The sequence below is a fragment of the Brevibacterium gallinarum genome (assembly GCF_014836885.1).
GTDB classification, from domain to species: Bacteria; Actinomycetota; Actinomycetes; order Actinomycetales; family Brevibacteriaceae; genus Brevibacterium; species Brevibacterium gallinarum.
The window spans coordinates 199,911-214,408 of the sequence record NZ_JACSPY010000004.1; the positions used below are offsets into that span (position 1 = coordinate 199,911).

Annotated in this window: 14 protein-coding genes and 1 riboswitch; of the genes, 6 read left to right on the forward strand and 8 right to left on the reverse strand. The window is 66.6% G+C overall.

Annotated features, from left to right (window positions below; translation table 11 throughout):
- Positions 1 to 58 precede the first annotated feature (58 nt).
- Positions 59 to 1,870: an ABC transporter family substrate-binding protein gene (locus H9634_RS06385; protein ID WP_191725867.1), complete on the reverse strand. Its 1,812-nt coding sequence runs from the start codon at positions 1,868 to 1,870 to the stop codon at positions 59 to 61.
- 322 nt (positions 1,871 to 2,192) lie between these two features.
- On the opposite strand from H9634_RS06385, the gene H9634_RS06390 reads away from it, so the two are divergent.
- Positions 2,193 to 2,825, forward strand: coding sequence for a PH domain-containing protein (locus H9634_RS06390; protein WP_191725868.1), 633 nt, complete (start codon positions 2,193 to 2,195; stop codon positions 2,823 to 2,825).
- A gap of 3 nt (positions 2,826 to 2,828) precedes the next feature.
- On the opposite strand, the gene H9634_RS06395 is transcribed toward H9634_RS06390, so the two are convergent.
- Entirely contained in the window at positions 2,829 to 3,482 is a 654-nt protein-coding gene (locus H9634_RS06395) for an MBL fold metallo-hydrolase (RefSeq protein ID WP_191725869.1), read from the reverse strand.
- Positions 3,483 to 3,624: 142 nt separating this feature from the next.
- Positions 3,625 to 3,690, forward strand: a riboswitch (guanidine-III (ykkC-III) riboswitch).
- Positions 3,691 to 3,696: 6 nt separating this feature from the next.
- On the opposite strand from H9634_RS06395, the gene H9634_RS06400 reads away from it, so the two are divergent.
- Positions 3,697 to 4,008 (forward strand): DMT family transporter, encoded by a 312-nt coding sequence (locus H9634_RS06400; RefSeq protein WP_191725898.1) that lies wholly within the window; start codon positions 3,697 to 3,699, stop codon positions 4,006 to 4,008.
- Complete coding sequence (locus H9634_RS06405) at positions 4,005 to 4,361, forward strand: DMT family transporter (protein WP_191725870.1); 357 nt, start codon at positions 4,005 to 4,007, stop codon at positions 4,359 to 4,361. The genes H9634_RS06400 and H9634_RS06405 overlap by 4 nt, the downstream gene beginning before the upstream one ends.
- Positions 4,362 to 4,371: 10 nt before the next feature.
- Here H9634_RS06405 and H9634_RS06410 read toward each other — a convergent pair whose 3' ends face one another.
- From H9634_RS06410 to H9634_RS06425, 4 genes are all read right to left on the reverse strand, one after another.
- Positions 4,372 to 5,448 (reverse strand): NADH:flavin oxidoreductase/NADH oxidase, encoded by a 1,077-nt coding sequence (locus H9634_RS06410; protein WP_191725871.1) that lies wholly within the window; start codon positions 5,446 to 5,448, stop codon positions 4,372 to 4,374.
- A gap of 47 nt (positions 5,449 to 5,495) precedes the next feature.
- Positions 5,496 to 7,127 carry an SLC13 family permease gene (locus H9634_RS06415; protein ID WP_404801675.1) on the reverse strand — a complete coding sequence of 544 codons (1,632 nt, stop codon included), beginning with the start codon at positions 7,125 to 7,127 and terminating at the stop codon, positions 5,496 to 5,498.
- Positions 7,128 to 7,196: 69 nt separating this feature from the next.
- The gene (locus tag H9634_RS06420; protein ID WP_225210652.1) at positions 7,197 to 8,006 is read right to left on the reverse strand and encodes an alpha/beta fold hydrolase; all 810 of its coding nucleotides are present in this window, start codon (positions 8,004 to 8,006) and stop codon (positions 7,197 to 7,199) included.
- Between the two features lie 121 nt (positions 8,007 to 8,127).
- Positions 8,128 to 8,766, reverse strand: a complete 639-nt coding sequence (locus H9634_RS06425; RefSeq protein ID WP_191725873.1) for a thymidine kinase — start codon at positions 8,764 to 8,766, stop codon at positions 8,128 to 8,130.
- A gap of 221 nt (positions 8,767 to 8,987) precedes the next feature.
- Between H9634_RS06425 and H9634_RS06430 the strand changes: the two genes are divergently transcribed.
- Positions 8,988 to 11,213 carry an NADP-dependent isocitrate dehydrogenase gene (locus H9634_RS06430; RefSeq protein WP_191725874.1) on the forward strand — a complete coding sequence of 742 codons (2,226 nt, stop codon included), beginning with the start codon at positions 8,988 to 8,990 and terminating at the stop codon, positions 11,211 to 11,213.
- A 94-nt stretch (positions 11,214 to 11,307) separates the two neighbouring features.
- Here the strand turns inward: H9634_RS06430 and H9634_RS06435 are convergent, their stop codons facing one another.
- Complete coding sequence (locus tag H9634_RS06435) at positions 11,308 to 12,477, reverse strand: C40 family peptidase (RefSeq protein WP_191725875.1); 1,170 nt, start codon at positions 12,475 to 12,477, stop codon at positions 11,308 to 11,310.
- A gap of 178 nt (positions 12,478 to 12,655) precedes the next feature.
- Here H9634_RS06435 and H9634_RS06440 point away from each other — a divergent pair, with 178 nt between their 5' ends.
- Complete coding sequence (locus H9634_RS06440) at positions 12,656 to 13,108, forward strand: hypothetical protein (RefSeq protein ID WP_191725876.1); 453 nt, start codon at positions 12,656 to 12,658, stop codon at positions 13,106 to 13,108.
- A 19-nt stretch (positions 13,109 to 13,127) separates the two neighbouring features.
- Positions 13,128 to 13,649 (forward strand): O-acetyl-ADP-ribose deacetylase, encoded by a 522-nt coding sequence (locus tag H9634_RS06445; RefSeq protein ID WP_191725877.1) that lies wholly within the window; start codon positions 13,128 to 13,130, stop codon positions 13,647 to 13,649.
- On the opposite strand, the gene H9634_RS06450 is transcribed toward H9634_RS06445, so the two are convergent.
- Positions 13,630 to 14,412 (reverse strand): class I SAM-dependent methyltransferase, encoded by a 783-nt coding sequence (locus H9634_RS06450; RefSeq protein ID WP_191725878.1) that lies wholly within the window; start codon positions 14,410 to 14,412, stop codon positions 13,630 to 13,632. The two genes, H9634_RS06445 and H9634_RS06450, sit on opposite strands and share 20 nt — an antisense overlap.
- Between the last annotated feature and the right edge of the window lie 86 nt (positions 14,413 to 14,498).

Consider the following 14,498-nt stretch of genomic DNA (forward strand, 5'->3'; position numbering starts at 1 on the left):
CCCCCCCCCCCCCCCCGCCGGTCAGAGCATTGAGGTCTCAGTGATGAGAGCCTCTAGCTCACATCTCCCACTCCCAGAAGTTCCAGAACATGGTCGGTGACACGGTCATCGGCTTGACGTTCTGCAGCTGATCGGAGTGTGCAACGATCTCCGGGAACTGGAACAGCGTGATGCCGAAGCCCTCATCGACCAGGACCTTCTCGACTTCGCCGAGGATCTCGGCCTGGCGAGCCGGGTCGGTCTCCGTCTGGAGCTCGTCGTAGAGCTTGTCGACCTCGTCGTTGGAGAATCCGCCGAAGTTGTTCTGACCACCGGTGCGGAAGTTCGCATCGGACTCGGTCACAGCGGTCGAGGTGGACTGCCAGCCGAACAGCGAGGCGTCGTACTCACCGCTGCCGAGCTCCTCAGACCAGGTCTCCGAAGCATTGTCGATAACCTCGAAGCCAGCCTGATCAGCAGCTTCCTTGATGAGCTGGAACTCCTGCTCGCGGCGGGCGTTGCCCTTCGCGTAGAGCAGGCGGACCTTCGGAGCCTCGTCGACGCCGGCCTCTTCGAGCATCTTCTTGGCTTCTTCGACATTGCCTTCACCGTAGGTGTTCTTGATGCCGGAGGCCTCGACGACCTTGTCGTAGTCCGGCGAGCCCGGAACCTGGGTGAACGATTCGCGGATCTCAGCCTGATCGTTGAGCGGCTTGACGATGTCGTTGACGATCTTGCCGCGCGGAATCGACATGAGGAAGGCTTCGCGGACCTGCTTGGCCTTCTCCTCATCGCCGCCGTAGGAGGCCGGGTCGAACGGACCGTTGTTGTCGAACGTCAGGTCGACGTGCTCGTAGGTGGCGCCGTCAGCGGTCTTGTTCTCCACACCGTCGATGCCCTCGACGGCCTGCAGGACGTCAGCGGTCGACTGCGGGTTGATGAGCTGGACTTCGCCGTTCTCCAGTGCCTGGACAGCGGCCATCGGATCCTCGTTGTAGCGGATCGTGATCTTCGACATCTTCGGCTTGCGGTCGCCTTCGTAGTCGTCACGTGCTTCAAGGGTGAGGTACTGGCCTTCGCTGAAGTCCGTCATCTTCATCGGGCCGGAGCCGACGAGGAGATCCTCGTTCTCCGGCATCGAGGTCATGTTGAAGCCGGTGTTCCAGAACTCGGCGATCTTCGCGAGCTGGCCCTTGTCCTTGCTTTCGATGGCATCGAGGACGGCCTTCTTGGCCTCTTCGGGATCCTCGGTGTCGATGGCGTTCTTCGCCACGATGTGCGCCGGCATACCGGAGTCGCCGACCGTGAGGTTGACTTCCCAGTCAGCGTAGGGCTTGCTGTACTCGAAGGTGATTTCCTTGCCGTCCTCGGAGATCTCCGGGAAGTCCTTGATCAGTGCCAGGCCCGGCTCTGCGGCGTCGAAGAAGACGTCGCCGCCGGCATCCTCAACAGCACCCTCGTCGTCGCGCTTCGCGTCTTCGGTGGTGTTGAAGTTGCCGCTCCGAGCAGCCCAGGCGAGCACGAGGTCAGCAGCGTCGACCGGGGTTCCATCGGACCACTTGGCGTTGTCGCTGTAGGTGTACTTGACCTTGAGGGGATCCTCAGACACCTGCTCGACCGTGCCGAACGAGGTGTTGTCCTGCAGCTCGAGGTTCTCGTCGTAGTACTTGAATGCGTCATTCATCATGTACACGACATTGGCGTTCGTGACGTTGTTGGTCGCCGAAGTGTTGTTGTTCATCGAGTAGAACGGCTGGTTCCACATGACGCTGACTTCGCCGCCGCCTCCGCCGTCGCCTTCATTACCGCCGCCACCGGGGGGTGTGCAGGCGGACAGCAGCAGTGCTGACGCCGCCACACCGGCAGCTGCGGTGAGAATGCCTCTTTTCACGTCGTCTCCTTCTATCGGTAATCGCAATCTCACCTGACAGCATGACAATCATGACTGCCAGGTGAGCACTTCATGAGTGAAGTGTGGATTGCAACCAAAGCTAGGCCACCCGACCGTGTGACGGAGTCCACAATCCGGGAAATAACGCCTATCGTTACCGATTTGAGACGTCGATGAGTGGTGGGATGCATGTTGTGCAGATCACTGCATGAACTTGCATTGTTCGGCCCTTCCCGAGGCAGGCCTGCCGGCATTCCAGCGACGTGACTCGGCATGGTCGCTCAGCGCAGCTCCGCCCTGGTCTTCGATTAGGGTGGAGGTCATGTTCTCGCTGCTGAATCGCCCGAGCTCCGGGCCGCCGCGCTTCCCCGAGGAGGGCACACTGCGGCCGGCCGGTGCCCGTGTTCTCGCCGGGGCCGCCTTCGGCGTCGCCGTTGTCGCAGCCGTGAGCATCGCCTTCCAGTTCCCGCCCCTGACCGCCCTGCTGCTGGCAGGCATCCCTGTCTTCGGCGCGGCACTGGTCTGGGCGCTGTACTGGCACCCGCGCGTCGACATCTCCCCAGCAGGAATGGCATTCGTCAACATCCTGCGCACCACGCCGATCCCCTGGCCGGCCGTTGATGACTTCGACCTGCGCTACGGGCTGGCGGTCACCACGCGCTGGGGGACGAAGGAATCCGCGTGGGCGATGCCGCGGGCGATGAAGCGAGCCCTGCCCACCTCGCGGCAGGCACCTCCGGGTCCCTCCGCTGGTGCGCGTGCACGCGACAACGCGAATCCGCTCATCATCGTTGTCGTCGACTATCACGCCGAGTTGGACAAACGCGGATTCCTTGCCGATCCGGTGCTCGAAGACTCGACGCCGCAGCGCCAGTGGAACACCGGTGTCATCGCCGCACTGCTGCTGACAGCCGCGTGGGCGGCAGCGGCGATCATCAGCCTGCAGGTGCGCTGAACCTCACCAGCCGCGCGTGCGCCACTCGGGGATCTGCGGCCGCTCAGCACCGATCGTGGTGGCATCACCGTGGCCGGGCAGCACGTGGGTGTCGTCACCGAACTGGCCGAAGATCCGCTCCTCCAGGTCATCCATGAGCGAGGCGAAGTCCTCGCTGCTCCACGTCTTTCCCGGGCCACCGGGGAACAGGCTGTCGCCGGAGAAGATGACGACCTCTCCCCCGGAGTCGCGCAGCACGTAGGCCACCGATCCGGGAGTGTGGCCGCGCAGCTCGATGACGTCGAGCGCGAAGCCGTCGAAGGACAGCGTCTCGCCATGGGCGACCGGCTGGTCGATGGTCTGGCCGGACTCCTCGGTGATCGCCTCAGCGTCGTTGACGCCAGCTATCGTGCGGGCGTCGTAGCGCTCGGTGATCGGCTTGAGGGCACGGACGTGGTCCCAGTGCCGGTGGGTGGTGAGCACATCGGTGACGTGGGCGGCATCGGCGGGCCCCGCCTCGGCGCCGGCGTCGACGAGCGACTCGATCGCCTCGACGTCCTCAGCGGCATCGATGATGACCTGCTGGCCGGTCGTGGCCGAGGTGAGCAGATAGACGTTGTTGCTCATCTCCGAGACGGCGATCGAGCGGAGGGAAACATCGGTCAGCTGCAGGTCCATGGCGATCTCCTCTTCTCCGGTGTGCCGCCGGCGGCTGCCGGCGACGGCTCAGGTTCCAGCCTAACGGGAACGGTGCCCACCGCATACGGGTCTCACCGGGCGTGCGCACCCTGCCGGCGAGCGGCAGCGGTGCTATGGTGGCCAGCAGGCACCGACAGTGCCAGCGGACGAGGGAGCCGTACCCGCCGAGCGCAAAGACGGCCGCTTTCTCATCATGCACTGGACTGTTCTCATCTCATCCGGCACGTTCGAGGCGATGTGGGCGTTCGCCCTGGCCGCCGGCCATCTGCGCATCGTGCCGCGTCTGACCCTCTTCGTCATCGGAGCCGTCGTCTCCATGGCCGGTCTGGCCTGGGGCCTGCAGGAGGTGCCCGTCGGCTCCGGCTACGCCGTCTGGGTGGCCGTCGGTGCGGTCACCACCCTGGCCCTCGGCGCGCTGCGCGGGACTGAACGGCTGAACCTCGTGCGCATCGCCTGTGTTGCGGCGATCATCGCCGGTGTCGTCGGACTGCAGGTGCTGTCATGACGAAATACTGGCTGGCACTCATCTTCTCCGGCATGGCCGAGGCGATCTGGGCGGGCATGCTGGCCGCCGGTGTGCTGCACCCCGGCCGCGGAGCCCTCTTCCTCGCCGGTCTCGCGGCTTCACTCACCGGCCTGGCCTATGCGATGCGGGCGATTCCCATGGGCACCGCCTATGCGATCTGGACCGGAGTCGGCGCCGCGACGACAGCTGCCTGGTCCGCGGTCCTCGGTGAGGCGTTCGGGCCGGGCAAGATCGCCTGTCTGGTCCTCATCATCGCCGGTGTCGCCGGTCTGCAGCTCACCGCCGAGACGACCGACGGCACGGAAGCGCAGAAGGCTCCGTCACAGAACTGACGCGTGCGGCTCACCACTTGCCGCGGGTGTACTGCGGCGGGTACGGTGCGTCGCGCCAGTTGAGCCCGAGGGCGTGTGCGGCCCGCTGCGGCCAGGCCGGCTCACGCAGACCTGCCCGGGCCAGCAGCACCACGTCAGCGTCTCCGGAGACCAGGATGCCCTCGGCCTGCGCTGGTTCGGTGATGAGCCCGACGGCACCAGTGGTGACACCAGCGGCGGCGATCTCCGCGGCCAACGGCACCTGATAGGACGGGCCCACGGGGATGTCTGCGATGACGTTGCCGCCGGAGGACACGTCGATGAGATCGCAGCCGGCGTCCTGCAGGGTGATGGAGACCTCGGTCGCCTCGGCGACGTCGAAGCCGCCGTCGGTCCATTCGCTGGCCGAGATCCGCACGAGCACCGGTTTGTCCTCCGGGAAGGCCTCACGCACGGCGGTGTAGACCTCCATGAGCAGCCGGGAGCGGCCAGCAAGGTCACCGCCGTATTCGTCGTCGCGGACGTTGGACAGCGGTGAGAGGAAGGAATGGAGCAGGTAGCCGTGGGCGGCGTGAATCTCGACCGTGTCGAAACCGGCCGCGTCAGCCCGGCGGGCGGCGGCTGCGAAGGCCTCGACGACCTCGGCGATGGCCTCCCGGCTCAGCGCTGCCGGCTCTGCCAGCCCTTCGAATGCCACATCCGAGGGCCCGACCGTCGCCCAGCCGCCGTCGGCTTCGGGAACGGAGCCGGCGGGTTCGCCGACGAATGGCCGGTATGTGCTGGCTTTGCGGCCAGCATGAGCGAGCTGCACACCGATCGCCGCGCCCTGGCTGTGGGCGAAGTCGACGATCGGGGCCCATGCCTCGGTGTGGGCATCGGACCAGATGCCGGCATCCTGCGGTGAGATCCGCCCTTCGGGCAGCACGGCGGCTGCTTCGGTGAGGATGAGTCCGAAGCCGCCGGTGGCGCGTGCGCCGAGGTGCACGAGGTGCCAATGCCCGGGCATGCCGTCGCGGTTCTCGCAGGAGTACTGGCACATCGGTGCCAGCCAGACGCGATTGCGGACGGTGAGCCCGCGCAGGGTGATCGGTTCGAAGAGCTTCGCCATGCCCTCACCCTAACGGCAGCAAGCTGAGGGCATGACGGACCTCACGCTCATAAGGCGATCGAGAAGACTCCCACCGCGATCGTCATGGTGACGATGGAGATGATGACGATGCCGATGACGTTGAGCACCACACCGCCCTTGACCATGTCGGCGATGCGCACATAGCCCGAGCCGTAGGCCACCGCGTTGGGCGGGGTGGCGACCGGGAGCATGAACGCACAGGTGGCAGCGAGGGCGACCGGGATCGTCAGCAGCAGCGGATCGTAGCCCAGGCCCATCGCGACACCGGCGACGACCGGAATGAACGTCGCAGCGGTTGCGGTGTTCGAGGTGATCTCGGTGAGGAAGATGATGCCGGCGGCGAGGATGACGACGAGCGCGACGAGCGGCACCCAGTCCAGCGCCTGGACCGACTCGCCGATCCAGTCGGTCAGGCCGGTCTTGGTGAACTGATCCGACAGCGCCAGGCCGCCGCCGAAGAGCAGCAGCACACCCCACGGCAGCTCGACAGCCGATTCCCAGTCGAGCAGCCTGACGCCGCGGGCATGGCCGGCGGGCATGAAGAACAGCAGCAGGCCGATGGTCACGGCGATGCCGGCGTCGTCGATCGGCGGGTCCTCGAAGATCATCGGCAGAGAGATCCACGACACCGCGGCGAGCACGAAGAGGGTGAGCACCCGCCATTCGCCCTGGGAGACCGGGCCGAGTTTGTCCATCTCGCGGCGGATGAGGTCGCGGCCGCCGGGGATCCGGTCGATCTCGGGTTTGAAGAACATCTTGGTGAGCACGAACCAGGCGACGATGAGCATGACGATCGCGACCGGGGTGCCGACGAGCATCCACTGCCCGAACTGGATGTTGATGTCCTGGTTCTCGCGCAGGTAGCCGACCAGCAGAGTGTTCGGCGGGGTGCCGATGATCGTGGCGACCGAGCCGATCGAGGCGGCATAGGCGATGCCGAGCATGAGGGCTGTGCCGAAGCGCGACTGCAGGATGCCGTCGGTGCCGGTGGCGTCGTCGTCGGCCTTCTCGGAGTCTTCGAGCGTGTCGTCGCCGGCCTTCGACATCGCTTCGTTGACGAGCACGAGGACGGACAGGCCGATGGGCAGCATGAGCACGGCGGTGGCGGTGTTCGACACCCACATCGACAGGAATGCGGTGGCGATCATGAAGCCGGCGATGAGTGCGCCGGTGCGCTCGCCCATGAACGACAGAATGATGAGGGCGATGCGCCGGTGGAGGTTCCAGCGCTGCATCGCCAAGGCGATGAGGAATCCGCCCATGAACAGGAAGATCGTGTCGGAGCCGTATTTCGCACCGACTGAGGAGACGGTGACCGGGGCCTCTTCGGTGCCTTGGATGAGGAGGGGGAAGACGACGAGCGGGACGAGTGCGGTCGCCGGGATCGGCAGCGCCTCGGTCATCCACCACACGGCCATGACGCTGGCTGTGGCGGCGGTGACGCGGGCGCCGTGGGGCACCTCTTCGGGCATGACGAACCAGATGATGGCCGCGAGCACGAGCCCGCCGAGGATGCCGATCCAGCGGGTGTAGTTCGTCGACTTCGAAAACGGTTCCGCCCGCTCACCGGGTGAGAGCATATTCTGCTCGCTGCTGCCGGTATGCGGCAGCGGCGAGTAGTGGGAGGCGTGTTCGCCAGCTGGTCTGTTCTCGGACATCGGGGTCATTCCCTCAGATGGATGGGGCGGGTGGACAGGCAGATGGATGGGGCGGGTGGACGGGGCGTGTCAGCTGCGGTGCTCGGTGCGGGAGAAGAAGGCGGTGAGGGCATCGCAGACGAGGTCGGGGTGTTCGGCGACGACGATGTGGGCGGCATCCGGGATGACGGTCGCCTCACCTGCCTCGACCTGTTCGGCCAGGGCGCGCATCGACTCCGGCGGGTTGCCGATGTCCTGGGCGCCGGCGACGAAGAGGATCGGGATGGAGATGTCGGAGATGCGGTCGGTGATGTCGAAGCGCGACAGCGCCTGGCAGCAGGCGATGTAACCGGCGTCAGGGACGTTGCCGAGCATCTCGCAGACCATCGGGCCTGCCGGGTTGTCCTCGTCGAGGAATCCGGCGGCGAACCAGCGGTCGGCGGTGTCGGGGATGAGGCTGCGGGTGCCGTCAGCCCGGACGGCGGCGATGCGCTCGTCCCAGCTCTCGGCGTCGCCGAACTTCGGGGCCGCGCACAGGGCGGCGACAGCGGTGAGGCGGTCGGGATGGTCGAGTGCCAGCTGCATGGCCACCCCGCCGCTGATCGACACGCCGGCGTAGAGGAAGGTCTCAGCGCCGACCGCGTCGGCGATGGCGATGACGCCGGCGGCGATGTCGGCCAGGGTGAGGTCGGCGAGCTCGGCTTCGAGGTCGACTGCGGTGTGGCTGGCGGGGTCGTGGCCGGGCAGGTTGAAGGTGACGATGCGGTAGTCATCGGCCATCCGGTAGGCCACACCAGCCCAGAGTTCGCGGGTGGTGCCCAGCGCGTTGCCGAGGATGAGGACGGGAGCTTCGGGGCCGGGGTCGTGGACGATCGAGTAGGACAGCTGCGGGATCGCCATGGGCGAACCTCCTCCTTCACACGGAACGTTCAGCTTCCACAATAGTGAAGGGGCTCACGCACCGGTACCGCAGGGTGCAGGCGTGTCCGGATCGTTAGCCGTCGCCGAGGCGGTGGCCGGCTCAGCCTCCAGCGCCGAGCACTCCCCCGGACCGGGCGAGATAGCAGTTGGCGCACAGCGACTCGTAGGTGACGTCCATCCCGTCGATGGCGACTTGATCGCCGGAGAAGACGAATTCGCCGTCGACCTGGCGGCCGTTGAACATCGCTTTGCGTCCGCACCGGCAGATCGTCTTGAGCTCCTCGAGCGTGTGGGCGATCTCCAGCAGCCTCGCTGAGCCGGGGAAGGCGCGGGTCTGGAAGTCAGTGCGAATGCCGTAGGCCATGACCGGCACGTTGCGCAGCGTTGCGATCCGCAGGCAGTCATCAACCTGGCTGTCGGAGAGGAACTGGGCTTCGTCGATGAGCAGGCACGCGACCGGCTGCACGGGCATCTCCAGGCTCTCGATGAGCGCATCGTGGTCGACGTAGCCGGCGGTGTCGGCAAAGAGCTGCTCGACATCGGCATCAGCGTCGATGAGGAAGTCGACGGTGCGAGTGACGCCTAACCGGGAGACGATCTCGTCAGCACCCTTCGTGTCGATGCGCGGCTTGGCCAGCAGCACCCGCTGGCCGCGCTCCTCATAGTTGTAGGCCGCCTGCAGCAGGGCGGTGGACTTGCCCGAATTCATGGCGCCGTAGCGGAAGTACAGCTTCGCCATCGCGGTCTCCTCCCCTGTGCTGGCTCTCAGCCGTCACCGGATCTTCCCTGGCGGCGGCGGGGTCGGGTGCACCCCGCGCAACAGGATAGTACGAACCGCCAGGCCACCGGTCGGGCGTGGGCGATCGCACTCGTGTCATGCCCGAGGGGGTTAGGCCGCCGCCTGGGTCGCTGAGTAGACTGACAGAGATAACCCCTAGCGATCTGGAGACGTCACTGACTATGTCAAAGATCATCTATACGCATACCGATGAAGCGCCGATGCTGGCGACGTACTCGTTCAAGCCGATCCTCGAAGCCTTCGCCACGATGGCCGGCGTCGAGGTCGAGACCCGTGACATCTCACTGGCTGGCCGCATCATCGCGCTCTTCGGCGACTACCTCACCGAGGAGCAGAAGGCTCCTGATGCTCTCGCTGAGCTCGGTGAGCTGGCCAAGCAGCCTGAGGCCAACATCATCAAGCTGCCGAACATCTCCGCCTCGGTCCCGCAGCTCAAGGCCGCCATCGCTGAGCTGCAGGCCAAGGGCTACAAGCTCCCGGACTACCCGGAGGAGCCGGCGACGGATGAGGAGAAGGACGTCCGCGCCCGCTATGACAAGGTCAAGGGCTCAGCCGTCAACCCGGTGCTGCGCGAGGGCAACTCCGATCGCCGCGCACCGGAGGCGGTGAAGAACTACGCCAAGAAGCACCCCCACTCGATGGGCGAATGGTCGGCTGACTCGAAGACCGCCGTTGCCACGATGGGCAAGGATGACTTCCGCTCCAATGAGCTCTCCGTCGTCGCCGAGCAGGACGACACCTTCACGATCCGCCTGCGCACCGCCTCGGGAACGGAGACCCTCAAGGAGGTTCCGGTGCTCGCCGGCGAGGTCGTCGACGCGACCTTCCTCAAGGCCTCGGCACTCGATGCGTTCCTGCGCGATCAGATCGCCCGCGCCAAGGACGCCGGCGTGCTGTTCTCCGTGCACCTCAAGGCGACGATGATGAAGGTCTCTGATCCGATCATCTTCGGCCATGTCGTCGAGGCCTTCTTCCCCGAGGTGTTCGAGCAGTACGGCGAGCAGCTCGCCGCCGCCGGCCTGAGTCCCAACGATGGGCTCGGTGCGATCCTGAGCGGACTCGATGAGCTCCCGGCCGAGGTGGCCGAGGGTGTGCGCGCCGGCATCGACAAGGGTCTGGAGAACGGCCCGGAGATGGCGATGGTGAACTCCGACAAGGGCATCACCAACCTGCACGTGCCCAGCGATGTCATCGTCGACGCCTCGATGCCGGCGATGATCCGCATCGGCGGCAAGATGTGGGGACCCGACGGAGAAGAGGCCGACACGCTCGCGGTCATCCCCGACTCCTCCTATGCGGGGGTCTACCAGGCTGTCGTCGAGGACTGCAAGGCCAACGGCGCCTTCGATCCGGCAACCATGGGCTCGGTGCCCAATGTCGGTCTCATGGCCCAGAAAGCCGAGGAGTACGGCAGCCATGACAAGACATTCGAGATCAGCGAAGCCGGCACCGTCGAGGTCGTCGACTCCGCAGGCACCGTGCTCATGAGCCACGACGTCGAGGCCGGCGACATCTGGCGCGCCTGCCAGACGAAGGACGAGCCGATCCGCGACTGGGTCAAGCTCGCCGTCACCCGTGCCCGGATCTCTGAGACCCCGGCCGTGTTCTGGCTCGACGAGTCGCGCGCCCATGACCGCAACCTCATCGAGAAGGTCAAGCAGTACCTGCCCGAGCACGACACCGACGGTCTCGACATCCAGATCATGAACCCGGTCGACGCCACGAAGTTCTCCCTCGAGCGGATCCGCCGCGGTGAGGACACCATCTCGGTGACCGGCAACGTGCTGCGCGACTACAACACCGACCTGTTCCCGATCCTCGAGCTCGGCACCTCGGCGAAGATGCTCTCCGTTGTTCCGCTCATCGCCGGCGGCGGCCTGTTCGAGACCGGTGCCGGCGGTTCGGCCCCGAAGCACGTGCAGCAGCTGCTGGAGGAGAACCACCTGCGCTGGGACTCCCTCGGCGAGTTCCTCGCCACCGCTGAGAGCTTCCGCCATCTCAACCGCAGTGCAGGCAATGAGCGTGCCGGTGTGCTGGCAGCGACCCTGGACAAGGCGACCGAAACCTATCTCAACGAGAACCAGTCGCCCTCGCGCACGGTCGGCGAGCGCGACTCGCGCGGCAGCCACTTCCACCTGGCCCTGTACTGGGCTGAGGAGCTGGCCAAGCAGACCGAGGACGCCGAGCTGGCTGAGGCGTTCACGCAGATCGCAGGTCAGCTGCGTGAGAACGTCGACACGATCGATGAGGAGCTGCTCGCCGTGCAGGGCGATTCCGCTGACATCGGCGGCTACTACCTGCCCGAGGATGAGAAGGCCTCGGCTGTCATGCGTCCGTCGAAGACTCTCAACGAGATCATGAAGACGCTGGAGAAGAAGGACGTCTGATCCTTCTCCGCACAGCTGCAGGGCCCGGAACCGATCGGTTCCGGGCCCTGCTGCGTGCGCTTGCGTCTGTCAGAGATAGCGCTTTGAGAGACTGTCAGGGGTAGCGCTTGGCCCCGGCGAACTGGCCTGCGCGATCCCACTTCTTCCAGTCGACGATCTCGACGTTCTTCGAGGCGTTCGGGGCGTGGATCATCTTCCCGCCGCCGATGTACATGCCGACGTGGTGGACCGTCCCCGTGCCGCCGCGGTTGGCGAAGAAGATGAGGTCGCCTGGCTGCAGCTGTGAGGACTTCACGCTGGTGCCGGCCTTCGACTGCGGGCCGGAGTCACGCGGGATGTCGATGCCGTGTGAGCGGTAGACCGCGTAGGTGAACCCGGAGCAGTCGAAGCCGTACTGGGACGTTCCGGCCCACAGGTACCGGATCCCCACATACCGTTTGGCCGTGTCGACCAGGTCTGCCGGCTTGGGCTTCGGCGCGCCGGTGCCGGATGCCTGCAGGCGCACATCAGCGGACGTGACCCAGCCGGTGGTGCCGTTGGGCAGGCGCACGCGCACGGAGTCCTCACCGCGGGTGAGCACCGGCAGTTCTGTGTTCGTCGAAACGGTCTTCATCGCCGTGCCGCCCGGGGAGTCGCTGACAGCGGTCTTGACCGCCGTGACGACGGCGAGCTCTGCTGCACCGCGCAGCGTGCCGAAGTCGGGGTTGCCGACGAGCTGGGCGCGCGGCATCCAGCCCTCGTAGCCGTGCTTGGCGCCGGGGTCGGACTGCGAGCGCACTGCGACCTTCGCCCAGTCCTTTGTGAGCGTGAGGATGCGGACTTCGTCGCCGTAGAGCGCCTGGGTCTGCGTCTTGCCGGTCAGCCCGCGGCGCACCTCGGTGTCCTTGAGGTTGGCGTTCCACTCATCGAGCCTGACCGGGTTGGAAAGCGCCGGCTGATCGACCTTCCGCGGACTGGAGGAATCGGTCCAGACGGTAGCGACGGCAACATCGACGAAGGCCGGCTTGCCCGCGTGCAGCCCGGAACCGGGCTTGAGCGGCGGGTCGGCGGCCGGGTTGGTGTCGATGACCTGGCCGGTGAGCGGATCGATCTCGATCTGCTTGAGCGGCGGGCGCGGCAACACGTCGTGGCCGACCGGAGGATCGGCCGGCGGGTGGGCTGCGGCGGGACCGGCGACACCGGTGAGCCCGGCGGCTGCGAGAATTGCTGCGGCAAGCACGGTGCGGTGCCGTCGGCGCAGCGGGGCATGGGTCTTGCGAGACATGGATGTCCTTCCAGTGACCTGGTGGGAAGTGGGACACGAATGCGCTCTCACCGTAGCCAAAACCCGCATGCCGGTGAGAGCGCCGACCGGCCGGGTCGCCGATCGTCACGCAATCGTGATATGGGCACGCTGTCGAGCCCCTCCCCGTTCATGCGCCCGCGACTGTAAGCTGTGTCACATGAACGCGCTGCCCGTGTCCGGTAACATCCTTCCCCTCAGTCGCGCTGTCGGCCGCCGCTGCGATGACATCGCCGTCCTCTCAGCAATGCTCGTGGTCGGCGAGAATCCGCTGCGCACTGAAGCCGACGACTGCGTGTGGTGGACCTTCATCAACTCCGGTGTCGAGTTCCTCTTCGCCTCCGGCACCCTCGCCGAGGTGGAGCTGCGTCTCGTCTACGACCGCACGGGTGCGTTCAACGGCATCGTGGTGCCGTCCTGGCTCGTCGAGTCCTGGTGGTGCCGACCGAATGCCGCGCAGGTGCACAAGACCTTCGGTGCCCCGCAGCGGGTGCATGCGCTGTTCGAGGACAGCACGGCCGGCGCCGAGGTGTTCAGCCTGGAGTCGACCGAAGTGCGCACCGAGTACGACGTCAACGGCGGGCTGTGCTCCGTCTCGCTGACAGCCGCCTGATCGAAGGAGCTGCCGCACTATGCGCATCACCCTGCGCACCGGGGACATCACCGCAGAGATCTGCGACGCGATCGTCAATGCCGCCAACTCCTCCCTGCTCGGCGGGGGCGGGGTCGATGGGGCCATCCACCGGGCGGCCGGGCCGGAACTGCTGGGGGCCTGCCGGCAGGTCCGGGCCGGGCAGCTGCCCGAGGGCCTGCCGGCCGGCCAGGCGATTGCGACCCCGGCGGGCAGATTGTCGGCCGACTGGGTCATCCACACTGTCGGCCCGAACCGGCATGCCGGCCAGACCGACCCTGAGGTGCTCGTCTCCTGCTATGCGGCGAGCCTGAGCGAGGCGCAGCGCGTGGGAGCCGCGACGGTCGCGTTCCCGGCCATCGGCGCCGGTGTCTACGGCTGGTCGGCTGCCGAGACCGCCGCGGCAGCCGGGCAGGCGTGCAATGTCCAGGACTGGGACGGCATCGATGAGGTGCGATTCGTCCTCTTCTCCCCTGACATCCACGCAGCGTTCGCCGCAGTGTTCAGCGAGGCTGACGGCTGAGCTTGAGGATATAGCCCGAGACCACCTGAGACTGGAGTCCGCAGGCGGCTGCTTCACGCCGGTAGTCCTCGATCGTCAGCGGGGCGGCGATCTCCCGCGGCGGAGTGCTCACCTGTCGCAGCAGCCCGCCGGCGGCATCGCGTTGGGTGTAGGTCACCTGCATGTGCCCGTTCTCGCGTCGGTACTCCCCGGTGATCGTGTGCGCACCGACCGTGATGTCCTCGGTGAAGACCTTCGGCGGGTCTGCGGCCGCCTGGGCATCGGCATCCTCGGGGTCGTCGGTGTGCGGGGAGCCGGCCGTGATGAGGGCGATGCCGGCGGGGCTGAGTGTTTCGGCGATGAGCTGCCACAGCAGAGCCCGGGCCTCGGCGTCGAGGATGCCGAGGACATGGGCGACGAGGATGACCGGCACGCTGCCCGGTGCCGGCAGCTGGGCGCGCAGCTCCGCAGCGTGCTCGCCTGCGACCGGCAGCGGAACGACGGTGACACGCTCGCGCATCCGGGCACCGGCGCCGGGCCGGCCGAAGAGCACTGTGCGCATGATGGCATCGGGTTCGCACGCGATGAGATCGGCATGCGGGAACCGCTCATGCAGGTGTGTTGTGCCGATGCCCGACCCGGCCCCGAACTCGACGATCGGGCCCGCCGAGGTGCCCACCGCCTCGGCGACGGCGGGCTCGATGTGGGTCATGAGCCGCTGCCAGGCAGCGCCCATGAACAGCTCGTGGTACTCGGCCACGCCGGCAAACCAGGTGTCGTCCATGGCGGTCATCCTAGATGATTGATTCCAAGGGTTCAGTGGTCGTACGCGGTCAGTGACCGGAGTACCGGCTGTCCGGTCTTCTGGTT

Bases quoted from the DNA above. Each gene is read 5' to 3' on its own strand.
- H9634_RS06390 (WP_191725868.1), top strand. From the start codon at position 2,193: ATGTTCTCGCTGCTGAATCGCCCGAGCTCCGGGCCGCCGCGCTTCCCC.
- H9634_RS06395 (WP_191725869.1), bottom strand. From the start codon at position 3,482: ATGGACCTGCAGCTGACCGATGTTTCCCTCCGCTCGATCGCCGTCTCG.
- H9634_RS06400 (WP_191725898.1), top strand. From the start codon at position 3,697: ATGCACTGGACTGTTCTCATCTCATCCGGCACGTTCGAGGCGATGTGG.
- H9634_RS06405 (WP_191725870.1), top strand. From the start codon at position 4,005: ATGACGAAATACTGGCTGGCACTCATCTTCTCCGGCATGGCCGAGGCG.
- H9634_RS06410 (WP_191725871.1), bottom strand. From the start codon at position 5,448: ATGGCGAAGCTCTTCGAACCGATCACCCTGCGCGGGCTCACCGTCCGC.
- H9634_RS06415 (WP_404801675.1), bottom strand. From the start codon at position 7,127: ATGTCCGAGAACAGACCAGCTGGCGAACACGCCTCCCACTACTCGCCG.
- H9634_RS06420 (WP_225210652.1), bottom strand. From the start codon at position 8,006: ATGGCGATCCCGCAGCTGTCCTACTCGATCGTCCACGACCCCGGCCCC.
- H9634_RS06425 (WP_191725873.1), bottom strand. From the start codon at position 8,766: ATGGCGAAGCTGTACTTCCGCTACGGCGCCATGAATTCGGGCAAGTCC.
- H9634_RS06430 (WP_191725874.1), top strand. From the start codon at position 8,988: ATGTCAAAGATCATCTATACGCATACCGATGAAGCGCCGATGCTGGCG.
- H9634_RS06435 (WP_191725875.1), bottom strand. From the start codon at position 12,477: ATGTCTCGCAAGACCCATGCCCCGCTGCGCCGACGGCACCGCACCGTG.
- H9634_RS06440 (WP_191725876.1), top strand. From the start codon at position 12,656: ATGAACGCGCTGCCCGTGTCCGGTAACATCCTTCCCCTCAGTCGCGCT.
- H9634_RS06445 (WP_191725877.1), top strand. From the start codon at position 13,128: ATGCGCATCACCCTGCGCACCGGGGACATCACCGCAGAGATCTGCGAC.
- H9634_RS06450 (WP_191725878.1), bottom strand. From the start codon at position 14,412: ATGGACGACACCTGGTTTGCCGGCGTGGCCGAGTACCACGAGCTGTTC.